The sequence below is a fragment of the Photobacterium lucens genome (genome assembly GCF_009873615.1).
Taxonomy (GTDB): Bacteria; Pseudomonadota; Gammaproteobacteria; order Enterobacterales; family Vibrionaceae; genus Photobacterium; species Photobacterium lucens.
In genome coordinates, this window is the sequence record NZ_SSMG01000339.1 from 1 (window position 1) to 11,060 (window position 11,060).

12 protein-coding genes are annotated in these 11,060 nt (G+C 43.3%); 3 read left to right on the top strand and 9 right to left on the bottom strand.

The annotated features are described in order from the left end of the window. Nucleotides 1-230: 230 nt before the first annotated feature. On the bottom strand, nt 231-1,253 hold the full coding sequence (epmB, locus tag E5A76_RS14330; protein WP_161119329.1) for an EF-P beta-lysylation protein EpmB: 1,023 nt from the start codon (nt 1,251-1,253) through the stop codon (nt 231-233). Between the two features lie 33 nt (nt 1,254-1,286). Here epmB and efp point away from each other — a divergent pair, with 33 nt between their 5' ends. Beyond that, the gene (gene efp, locus E5A76_RS14335; RefSeq protein ID WP_008986072.1) at nt 1,287-1,853 is read left to right on the top strand and encodes an elongation factor P; all 567 of its coding nucleotides are present in this window, start codon (nt 1,287-1,289) and stop codon (nt 1,851-1,853) included. A 154-nt stretch (nt 1,854-2,007) separates the two neighbouring features. On the opposite strand, the gene frdD is transcribed toward efp, so the two are convergent. The 4 genes from frdD to frdA are packed head-to-tail and all read right to left on the bottom strand — an operon-like array spanning nt 2,008 to nt 5,330. Continuing rightward, the gene (gene frdD / locus E5A76_RS14340) at nt 2,008-2,370 is read right to left on the bottom strand and encodes a fumarate reductase subunit FrdD (RefSeq protein ID WP_053987645.1); all 363 of its coding nucleotides are present in this window, start codon (nt 2,368-2,370) and stop codon (nt 2,008-2,010) included. A 10-nt stretch (nt 2,371-2,380) separates the two neighbouring features. Next, on the bottom strand, nt 2,381-2,764 hold the full coding sequence (frdC, locus tag E5A76_RS14345) for a fumarate reductase subunit FrdC (RefSeq protein WP_053987646.1): 384 nt from the start codon (nt 2,762-2,764) through the stop codon (nt 2,381-2,383). A gap of 2 nt (nt 2,765-2,766) precedes the next feature. After that, complete coding sequence (locus tag E5A76_RS14350; protein WP_107167322.1) at nt 2,767-3,507, bottom strand: succinate dehydrogenase/fumarate reductase iron-sulfur subunit; 741 nt, start codon at nt 3,505-3,507, stop codon at nt 2,767-2,769. After that, nucleotides 3,507-5,330: a fumarate reductase (quinol) flavoprotein subunit gene (gene frdA, locus E5A76_RS14355; protein ID WP_161119330.1), complete on the bottom strand. Its 1,824-nt coding sequence runs from the start codon at nt 5,328-5,330 to the stop codon at nt 3,507-3,509. Before frdA ends, E5A76_RS14350 begins: the two co-directional genes overlap by 1 nt. 526 nt (nt 5,331-5,856) lie before the next feature. Between frdA and epmA the strand changes: the two genes are divergently transcribed. Next, nucleotides 5,857-6,825 (top strand): elongation factor P--(R)-beta-lysine ligase, encoded by a 969-nt coding sequence (epmA, locus tag E5A76_RS14360; protein WP_161119331.1) that lies wholly within the window; start codon nt 5,857-5,859, stop codon nt 6,823-6,825. A 275-nt stretch (nt 6,826-7,100) separates the two neighbouring features. On the opposite strand, the gene E5A76_RS14365 is transcribed toward epmA, so the two are convergent. The 3 genes from E5A76_RS14365 to rsgA form a co-directional block, all read right to left on the bottom strand. After that, nucleotides 7,101-7,817, bottom strand: a complete 717-nt coding sequence (locus E5A76_RS14365) for a carbonic anhydrase (protein WP_161119332.1) — start codon at nt 7,815-7,817, stop codon at nt 7,101-7,103. 297 nt (nt 7,818-8,114) lie between these two features. Next, entirely contained in the window at nt 8,115-8,987 is an 873-nt protein-coding gene (gene asd, locus E5A76_RS14370; RefSeq protein ID WP_008986079.1) for an archaetidylserine decarboxylase, read from the bottom strand. Nucleotides 8,988-9,187: 200 nt separating this feature from the next. Further along, the gene (rsgA, locus tag E5A76_RS14375; RefSeq protein WP_008986080.1) at nt 9,188-10,240 is read right to left on the bottom strand and encodes a small ribosomal subunit biogenesis GTPase RsgA; all 1,053 of its coding nucleotides are present in this window, start codon (nt 10,238-10,240) and stop codon (nt 9,188-9,190) included. Between the two features lie 72 nt (nt 10,241-10,312). On the opposite strand from rsgA, the gene orn reads away from it, so the two are divergent. Continuing rightward, on the top strand, nt 10,313-10,858 hold the full coding sequence (gene orn, locus E5A76_RS14380) for an oligoribonuclease (RefSeq protein ID WP_008986081.1): 546 nt from the start codon (nt 10,313-10,315) through the stop codon (nt 10,856-10,858). Between the two features lie 15 nt (nt 10,859-10,873). On the opposite strand, the gene E5A76_RS20525 is transcribed toward orn, so the two are convergent. Beyond that, on the bottom strand, nt 10,874-11,060 hold a 187-nt coding region (locus tag E5A76_RS20525; RefSeq protein ID WP_222932524.1), incomplete at its 5' end, for a hypothetical protein.

Genomic DNA, 11,060 nt, shown 5'->3' on the forward strand with positions numbered 1-11,060 from the left:
GTAATATGGTTATACATTTGCTCTGTTGGTATTTTCCTTTAAAAGCTGTACGCTGTATTTATTTTCTTTTAATACAATATCTTATAAAAGGTTTGTGATGTTTCTTTTAGTGTTTGAGTTTGCATATTCATCTTTTAGGTGTACTTTTATTTAAAAGGTGAACAATGCGAGTGTAGGTATAAAAAAAGACGATTCAATCGTCTTTTTTAATGGATAACGGTTTTTATCTTCTATTCGAGCAGTAAATCGAGGGGAGTTTTACTTGCTCGTCCACCAATTTCTCGGGTGAGTTTAGGGACTAAATAACCGGATACTTGAGTGATTAAGCCTGCCATTAATTGGCGTGCGGTTTCGTCATCGACCATAAAGTGCGCCGCCCCTTGTACACGGTCTAATACATGAAGGTAATAAGGCTGAATACCTGCATCAAATAAGGCTTCACTGAGATCGGTGAGCGCAGTTACTGAGTCATTAACGCCTTTTAGCAGTACACCTTGGTTCAGTAAGGTGACATTGGCTTGTTTTAGCTTCTGCATTGCTGTGTTTAGCGCATCATCGATTTCGTTAGCATGATTAATATGAGTCACCAAAATCGTTTGTAGACGCGTCTCAGCCAGTATTTGACATAAAGCATCGGTAATACGGTTAGGGATCACGACAGGCAGTCTGCTGTGGATACGCAGACGCTTGATATGAGAGATTGCTGCGATATGTTCAATCAGCCATTGGAGTTCGTGATCTTTAGCCATTAACGGGTCGCCGCCAGATAAAATCACTTCATTAATTTCTGGGTGCTTTGCTATGTACTCAAGGCTTTGTTGCCACTGACGTTTATTACCTTTGTTATCGCTGTAAGGAAAATGGCGACGGAAACAATAACGACAGTTAACGGCGCAACCACCTTTGACTATCAGTAAAACGCGGTTGTGATATTTATGCAGTAAACCAGGGATTTCGTTTTGCTGCTCTTCAAGCGGATCGACAGAGTAGCCTTGGTGCACTTCGAATTCTTGCGCTAACGGTAAAATTTGGCGTAAAAGTGGATCATAAGGGTTGCCGATTTCCATTTTATCAACAAAGCTCAATGGAACACGGAGCGCAAACAGCTTCCTTGCAGCGAGGCCATTTTCCCATGGTGTGGGATCAATTTTGAGCAATTTTAGTAAAGTAAATGGATCAGATATCGCATTCGATAGATCATTCAGCCAGTTTTGCTCAACAGATGGCGCGTTTAGGGGTATGATATGCGACATTAAATACAACTCGAAGATGTTAAGAGGATTAGAATGGCGTCTTTCAGCACCAATGAATTCCGCGGCGGAATGAAAATTATGCTAGATAATGAACCATGTGTCATTATCGAAAACGAATTTGTTAAGCCTGGTAAAGGCCAAGCGTTCAACCGCGTACGAATCCGTAAACTAATTTCTGGTAAAGTTCTTGAGAAGACTTTCAAATCAGGTGAATCAGTTGAAGCTGCGGACGTAATCGATACTGATCTTGATTACCTATACAACGACGGTGAATTCTACCACTTCATGAACAACGAAACGTTCGAGCAAATCGCTGCTGACGTTAAAGCTGTTGGTGAGAATGCTAAGTGGTTAGTTGAGAACAACACTTGTACGCTAACACTTTGGAACGGTAACCCAATCGCTGTTACTCCACCAAACTTTGTTGAGCTAGAAGTAACTGAGACAGATCCTGGTCTTAAAGGTGATACTCAAGGTACTGGCGGTAAACCAGCAACACTAAGCACTGGTGCTGTTGTTCGTGTACCTCTATTCATCGCTATTGGCGAAGTGATCAAAGTTGACACTCGTTCAGGTGAATACGTAAGCCGCGTTAAGTAATTAATGGGTTTATATCGTTATTAAGTTAACGAAGAAAGAAGGTCGCTAAGCGGCCTTTTTTTGTGTCTGCTAGCTCGTGTTTGAAAGCGAAGGGTACGTTGTTCTGATAATAAAAAAGCACCGACTAGCGGTGCTTTTTAAGATCGTCTTTTGATTAAATCATGAAGACGAAGATGATCGATAACGCAGTGATTAAAAACGCTAATGCGTAACACACGACTTTACCAACAACGCCGGCATGAATTTTTAAATCATGCATACCGTGGTGAACACGGTGCATGGCATGCCACATTGGTAGCGATAGGGTTGCGATAACAAATAGCGCACCGATAAAGCTTGTTGCGAAATCAGCAGCACGATCGTATGTCATTGCTTCAGGGCTGATCACACCTAGTGGTACTAAGATACCTAAGACTAAAATCGTCACAGGGGTGATCATTGCAAACCAAGTACCGCCTGCACCAAACAGACTCCACCAAACTGGCTCGTCAGAACGTTTAGGATGTAAATTAACCACGCCGGACTCCTTAAACAATAGCTAGAACAAACAGGGTAATAACAGCAACTACCGCCCACTGAGCAAGAACGATGATCTTCTTATCAAGCTTCTTGCCTTTGATGCGAATAGGCACAACCTGCGGCATCATGTTGAAGTAGGTAAATGCGTGGAATAGGCTACCTGCTAGAGCAAGAATATTCAGGATAATCACTACAGGATTTGCCATGAAATTTAGCCATGTTTGCCATGCTTCAGGACCTTTTACTAGGCTACCTAAACCGAAAGTTAAGCAGATAGTAAAGAAGATCAAAGGTAGTACAGTTGCTTCACGGATCATATAGAAGCGATAGAAAGAGCTGTCTTTCCACCATGTACGCTTCATCTCACGAACGTAAGGTTTACGGTTGCTCATCCTTATGCCTCCATCGGTTTGATCATCGCAATAACGAAATCTTTAGAAGATTCCACTTTGCCTTGGTTTACAGCTGCGGCTGGATCAACATTCTTCGGACATACTTCAGAGCAGTAACCAACGAATGTACAACCCCAAGCACCGTTTTCACCGTTGATCAGCTCCATACGCTCATCTTTACCATTGTCACGGCTATCAAGGTTGTAGCGGTGAGCAAGGGTTAGCGCAGCAGGGCCAATAAACTCTGGGTTTAAACCAAACTGAGGACAAGCGGCGTAGCACAGACCACAGTTGATACAGCCAGCAAATTGCTTGTATTTCGCTAATTGCTCAGGCGTTTGTAGGTTCGTGCCGTCTTCCGGTGTACGATCGTTACCAATGATGTATGGCTTGATTGCTTCAAGACGCTCAATAAATGGTGTCATATCAACAATTAAGTCTTTCTCAATTGCGAAGTTCGCTAATGGCTCGATTTTCACGCCGTTAGGGTAGTCACGTAAGAAGCTCTTACAAGCAAGCTTTGGTACGCCGTTTACCATCATGCCGCAAGAGCCACAGATAGCCATACGACAAGACCAACGGTAAGACAGATCTTTATCTAGGTGATCTTTAATGTAACCAAGTGCATCAAGAACAGACATGGTTTCATTGAAAGGTACTTCGAATTTTTCTAGGTACGGTTCTGCGTCTTTTGCTGGGTCATAACGCAGAATTTCAACCAGTTGAATGCGATTTGCTGACATTATGCCTGTTCCTCTTGTTGCTCAGTTACTGCTGGTGCTTCGGTCGCATCTTTTGCTGCCGCTTCTTCTGCTGCAGCACCGTATAGACGTGCTTTTGGTTGCGACTTAGTGATAGTGACGTTGCTGTAATCGATGATTGGCGCATCGCCATTGTTGTAGAACGCTAAGGTGTGTTTTAGGAAGTTCACATCATCACGCTCGGTACAACCGTCATCAAGGCGTTGGTGTGCACCACGAGACTCTTTACGATTGATCGCAGAGTGCGCCATTGCTTCAGCCACTTCTAGGCCGTAACCCACTTCGATTGCGTATAGCAGATCGGTGTTGAATACTTTGCCTTTATCTTTGATAGAGATGTGCTTGTAGCGCTCTTTTAGCTCAGCAAGTTTCTCAATCGTTGCTTGCATCAAATCTTCTTGGCGGTAGATACCACAACCCGCTTCCATGGTGTGACCCATTTCAGTGCGGATATCAGCCCAGTTCTCGTCGCCTTCTTGTGCCATTAGGGCATCGATACGTGCTTGAACAGCATCGATTTGTGCATTGATAGAAGCGTCGTTCCAGCCTTTAAATTCAGCAGCGTGCTTCACAGCGTTTTCACCTGCAACACGACCAAATACCACGAACTCAGCCAGTGAGTTAGAACCTAGACGGTTAGCACCGTGAAGACCCACAGAAGCACATTCACCAACTGCAAATAGACCTTTAATGCGTGTTTCACAGTGGGCGTCAGTTTCAATACCACCCATTGTGTAGTGCACCGTTGGGCGAATTGGAATTGGCTCTTTTGCAGGATCGACGTTTACGTAAGCTTTTGCTAGCTCACAGATAAACGGTAGACGCTCATGCAAGTACTCTTCACCTAGGTGGCGAAGATCAAGGTGTACCACATCACCTAGAGGGTGCTTGATGGTGTTACCTTTTTGTTGTTCATGCCAGAAAGCCTGTGACACTTTGTCACGAGGACCTAATTCCATGTATTTGTTCTTTGGCTGGCCTACTGGTGTTTCTGGGCCCATACCGTAGTCTTGTAGGTAACGGTAACCGTTTTTGTTTACGATGATACCGCCTTCACCACGACAACCTTCTGTCATCAAGATGCCTGTACCTGGAAGACCTGTTGGGTGGTACTGAACAAATTCCATGTCACGTAGAGGTACGCCATGACGGTAAGCCATTGCCATACCATCACCAGTTACGATACCGCCGTTGGTGTTACAGTGGTAAACACGACCAGCACCACCAGTAGCTAGGATCACTGATTTAGCTTTAATGCAGATCAGTTCGCCTTCAGACATGTGGATTGCGATAAGGCCTTGTACTTCACCTTCTTCAACCAGAAGATCAACCACGAAGTATTCGTCAAAACGTTTGATTTGAGAGTACTTAATAGATGTTTGGAATAGGGTGTGTAGCATGTGGAAGCCAGTTTTATCAGCGGCAAACCATGTACGCTCAACTTTCATACCACCGAAACGACGAACGTTTACTTCACCGTTTTCTTTACGGCTCCATGGGCAGCCCCATTGTTCCATTTGGATCATTTCGCGCGTTGCGTTCTCAACGAAATATTCCACAACGTCCTGTTCACATAACCAGTCACCACCGCCAACGGTGTCGTTGAAGTGGTTATCTAGGCTATCTTCGTCCTTGATCACGGCAGCAGAGCCACCTTCCGCCGCAACGGTGTGCGAACGCATTGGGTACACTTTTGAGATCAGTGCAATTTCTAGTTCTGGGTTAGCTTCTGCAGCAGCGATGGCAGAACGTAGGCCTGCACCACCTGCGCCGATTACAGCGATATCTGTGGTAATAGTCTTCACAGCTATCCTCCGAAGGTAAGACGGTAAAAAAACTAAAAAGATGCGGTCAACGCATCTTTCCTTGAAATCCTGAGCGCATTCTATGAAACCTTGTTATTAGATAAATTGATTTAGACGCAAGTTTTTACCGAAATAGTCAAAAAATGTAAGAAGATTACAAATGATGTGATATTTGTCACAATTGATCATGTTTTTAAATTGTTTATCTCTTTGTATTTATTGGTTTTTATGTTTCTTAAATGTTAATTAAATCCGGTTTCAATAAAACTTAAAAGGTGTAGAGGGGTGATTAACAAAGTGATAGATAAGGATAAACTGGTATTAATGGGCTGATTGTTTGATAGCAGAGAAAAAGCGGTAAGGTGGGAGCTAAAGGTATATTTTTACTGATGGTATCGCGACTTTTTATTCATAATGTATTCATATCTCCCGTGAAAAAAGAGAAAACCAAAGGAATAAGCGACGTCTATTCCTGAGCTCTGATAAAATAATGCCATTGTCACTATTTCATGAAAGAAGAAACGTTATGTCTACTTGGCAGCCTACGGCCTCGATTGCGCAGTTAAAACAACGCGCTCATTTGTTAGCAGTTATTCGTCAGTTTTTTGCTGAGCGTGAGGTGATGGAAGTCGATACGCCAGCCATGAGCCAGGCGACCGTGACTGATATTCACTTACATACTTTTCAAACCGAGTTTGTAGGGCCGGGCTATGCGGATGGGCAAACGTTATATTTAATGACCAGCCCTGAATTTCACATGAAACGACTGCTTTCTGCTGGCAGTGGCGCGATTTACCAGATCTGTAAGTCATTTCGAAATGAAGAATCAGGCCGCTACCATAACCCAGAATTCACCATGTTAGAGTGGTATCGCCCGAACTTTGATCATCACTTATTAATGGATGAGATGGACGATTTGCTGCAATTGGTCCTAGGTTGTGGCGCAGCTGAGAAGATGACGTATCAACAAGCCTTTATTGATCAACTAGGGGTATGCCCTTTAACTGGCTCAATGACAGAGCTTAAAGTGGCGGCAGCAGCCCTTGGATTGTCTGATATTGCCGAGCCAGAAGAAGATCGCGATACCTTATTACAACTGTTATTTAGTATTGGTGTTGAAGGTAAAATTGGTCAGCAAGTACCAGCGTTTGTGTATGACTTTCCAGCATCGCAAGCAGCATTAGCACAAATTAATCCAACGGACTCTCGTGTGGCAGAGCGTTTTGAAGTGTATTTTAAAGGCATTGAATTGGCGAACGGCTTTCATGAACTTGCCAATGGCGATGAGCAATTACAGCGCTTCGAACAAGACAACCAAAAACGGATTGAGATGGGATTACAGCTTCAGCCAATTGATATGAATCTCGTTAATGCATTGCGTGCTGGTTTCCCTGATTGTGCGGGGGTTGCGTTAGGGATTGATCGCTTGATCATGCTAGCAATGGGGCTTGATCATATTGAGAAAGTCACCGCCTTTCCGATTGATCGTGCATAAGCGATAGCATGATTGAAACGGCACGTTTCTGAAGGCACAAAAAAGCACGGTAGCCACCGTGCTTTTTCATATAAGGTAAACCAAGCTGATACATCTGAGTGTGGTTAAACAGTCAGAGGGAACGGTATCAGGGCGACCGCAGATTTACCTAAAACAGCTTAAATTCATTTAGATAGTCAGCAAGTAGGATTTCAAGGCGTCTTATCTTTAGTTGATAAATATAGATAATCCGGCATTTAAATGCAAATAATTCTCAATATTGATTATTGAGCGGTTTATTCAACAATAATTCGAGCATTAATCGGCTGTACTGGTCGGTTGTTGTTGCCCATGATTTGATTTAGTTTCTCGGTTTGATCTTTTGAGCTATATTGTGGTGTTTCTAATACAAACCAGCGCACACCTTCAGTACATGGTGGTGTCGTTAGTGAACCATTGAATTGATAATACTCACGTTCACGAGGAAGAAGGTTATTTGGGCTCAGATCATCGGTGAAGTCGATGGTATTACCTTTAGTTGGGATGTTTTTGAGTAAAGAGCTAAGAGCATCGTTCTCACGTAGGCCGTTTTCAAACATCACAGCAATAACTGCGATATTGCCTTTATCATCCATATTCACAAAATGCGCTTCTAATGGGTATTGTTTACCGTCGATGTAGTTTTCAGATGGTGTATGGAAGTGAAACTGCTTTAAGGTATAAGTATCCCCATCGACAATCAGCTTATTATCACCACTGACCTTTGCTTCTACAGTGTGACCGTTATTGGTGATACTGGTGATTTTACCGTTGTACTCAATACGCAGTGGCGCAAGGTTAGCTTTGAGTGCTGAAGTAATGTTTATCGGGCTTTGGTTCTTGCCTAAGCCACAGGTTGGGTAACTGTCAGACCAGTGCTCGGTGCTATTGCCATATCCCCAGTCAGCAGCTTGTGCAGATAGAGATGTTCCTGCAAGCAGGGCCAAAAGAAGGGCAGATGTTTTTTTTATCATGGGAGTACCTTTGTCGTATTGCGTCATTGAGAGAAAGCGCTGCTTGTTTAGATGGATAGATTATTATCTGAAATAACGATGTTTATTCTGTTTAGGTATGATGGTAAGTCGAATGCGATAGAAAGGAAAATCAGATTATCTTTTTTGCGGATTCAAAATTTTAGGATCTAGGAAGTAGCGCTGAATCTTCAGTGAAATAGCGGTAAGAAAATGAAGCTATCTGCGATTGAGATACGTGTCGTGTATTTAAGAAAATAAAAAGGGCTGTGTTCAGCCCTTTTTTTATTGCTTGTTAAATCATTGCTCTGAGGTGATTTGCTCAGCGTAAGGTTGACCCATACGTGTCGTTTGTAGTGGTTTCATCTCTTCTACAAAACGGATGGTGTCTTTCGGGAATAGGTTGATCACCGTTGAACCAAGCTTAAAGCGACCCATTTCTTCGCCTTTTTTCAGCACAATTGCTTCTGTACCTGTTGTTGGGTAGTCCCAACGACGTACTTCTGGACCTGTTGGTGGTGTTACCGTACCAGCCCATGTGGTTTCGATGCTACCAACGATGGTTGCGCCAACAAGAATTTGTGCCAATGGGCCAAACTCTGTATCAAAAATACAGACTACACGCTCATTACGTGCAAATAGGTTTGGTACATTTTCCGCTGTTAGCGGGTTAACCGAGAATAAATCACCCGGTACATAAATCATCTGGCGTAGAGTACCGTCACATGGCATGTGTACGCGGTGGTAATCGCTTGGTGATAGGTAGAGTGTTGCGAAATCGCCACCGATGAATTCATCAGCAAGAGCTTTATCACCACCTAATAGTTCACAAGCATCAAAGTAGTGACCCTTTGCTTGAAAGAGACGACCTTCTTTAATTGGACCCAGTTGGCTTACGCAAGCATCGGCAGGATGACTAATAATACGAGCATCGCCATTGATAGGACGTGCGCCATCTTTTAATTCACGAACAAAGAAAGCATTAAAAGTTGGGTAAGCGGCTGGATCGGGATTGCGTGCTTCCGCCATATCAACATTGTATTGTTTGATGAACCAGCGAATGATCGCAGTGGTTACTTTACCGCCTTCTAATGAAGCCAGTTTTCCCACTAAACGCGTTAGCGCATGCTTTGGTGTGCAATATTGCAGACCAATCTTAATCTTATCTAGCACAATTAATCTTCCGAAAAATATCACTTAATCAATAGTCTAGTTATTCTTTTGATGTTCGTGAGAATAACCCGAACAGGCAATGATACCTAACTCTTTAGGGAAAGTCAGTTTATCTGCATCAGTGGAGACGCTTTTGAGAGGAGATTCAAAGGATAAGGAGCTCCCCTAAGTGCGCAGAGATACGCACTTAGGGTAAGTGTTTAATCGGGTTTATTGCGAGAGAACTGACGGTTAGCGATGTTTTCCGACATGCTATCAATGATCTTATGATAGCTGTTAAAACGCTCTTCACTGATCTCGCCTTTCTCAACGGCTTCACGAAGAATGCAGCCAGGATCGTCTTTGTGTTTACAATCGCGGAACTTACAACCACCAAGATAATCTTCAAACTCAATAAAGGCTTCAGTTACTTGCTCTGGCTCTAAATGCCATAAACCAAACTCACGAACTCCAGGTGAGTCGATTAGATCGCCGCCTTCAGCAAAGTGATACAGGCGCGCAGCTGTGGTGGTGTGTTGACCTAAACCAGAGTTTTCAGATACATCACCGACATCCGCTTCGACTTCAGGCATCAGTGCATTCACCATACTTGATTTACCCACGCCAGATTGGCCGGCGAAAATACTAGTATGATCTTTTAAGTCTTGTTTTAAGCCATCAAGTCCTTCACCTGTATTGGTGCTGACTAAACGAACGTGGTAGCCAATTTTTTCATAAAGAGAAAGCGTTTGTTCTACCGCTTTGCGCTCTTCAGGATTAAGTAGATCGACTTTATTCACCACAATAAGCGGTTTAATACCGATAGTTTCTGCGGCAATAATGTAGCGGTCGATAATATTTAGAGATAGCTCAGGTAAAATTGCTGACACAATCACAATGCGATCGACATTGGCTGCAACGGCCTTTACACCGTCATAGTAATCAGGACGAGTTAGCATGGATTGACGCTCATGCACGGCTTCAACCACTCCGGCAATACCTTGCAGGGTTTCTACACCAGGACGCCATACTACGCGATCGCCAGATACGAGGCTTTGGATGCTACGACGAAGGTTGCATCGGTGAATAATGCCTGTTTCGGGATCTTCCACATCAGCATGTTGACCGAAGCGCGTGATCACGAGCCCTTCACGCGCACTTTCCAATAGGGCTTCATCCCATTGGACTTCATCTTTATCGCGATTTAGGCGTTTATTTTGGTTTGAGCGAACGCGTCGACTCTGACCTTTAGTTAGCTTTTTCTTTTTTGCCACAAGAATATCGTTCAGTTTGGTTAGCTTTCGGTATTATCATACATGGTTTAGTCACAAAATAGGCAATATCGAATGACAATCAGCGATAAGAATCTTATTTGGATCGATCTGGAGATGACAGGTTTAGATCCAGAAACCCATAAAATCATTGAAATAGCGACGATTGTTACTGATCCTCAACTAAACATTTTAGCTGAAGGGCCAGTACTTGCGATTCATCAATCGGAAGAAGAGCTCGCAAAAATGGATGACTGGTGTACTAACACACACACGAATAGTGGTTTAGTTGATCGCATTCGTAAAAGCACCGTAACCGAGCAACAAGCGGTAGCGCAAACCATCGCATTTTTAGAACAATGGGTGCCTAAAGGAGTTTCACCTATCTGTGGTAACAGTATTGGTCAAGATCGTCGCTTCTTGTATAAGCACATGCCAGAGCTTGAGCAATACTTCCATTATCGCTATTTAGATGTGAGTACGCTAAAAGAATTAACCCGTCGATGGAAACCAGAGCTATTAGATGGTTTTAGTAAAAAGGGCAGCCACTTAGCGCTAGATGATATTCGCGACTCAATTGATGAATTACGCTACTATCGAGAGAATATTTTTACAATTTGATGCTTAAATCAGCACTTAAAAAAGAAAATTCTTTTTTTTCTTCAGAACCCTTGCATCAGTAAATTTTAGTCGTATAATGCGCAGCCTCGAAAGGAGATAACGTGTTTGTTTCCTTTCGATAAAAATCGGACGCGGGGTGGAGCAGCTTGGTAGCTCGTCGGGCTCATAACCCGAAGGTCGTTGGTTCAAATCCGGCCCCCGC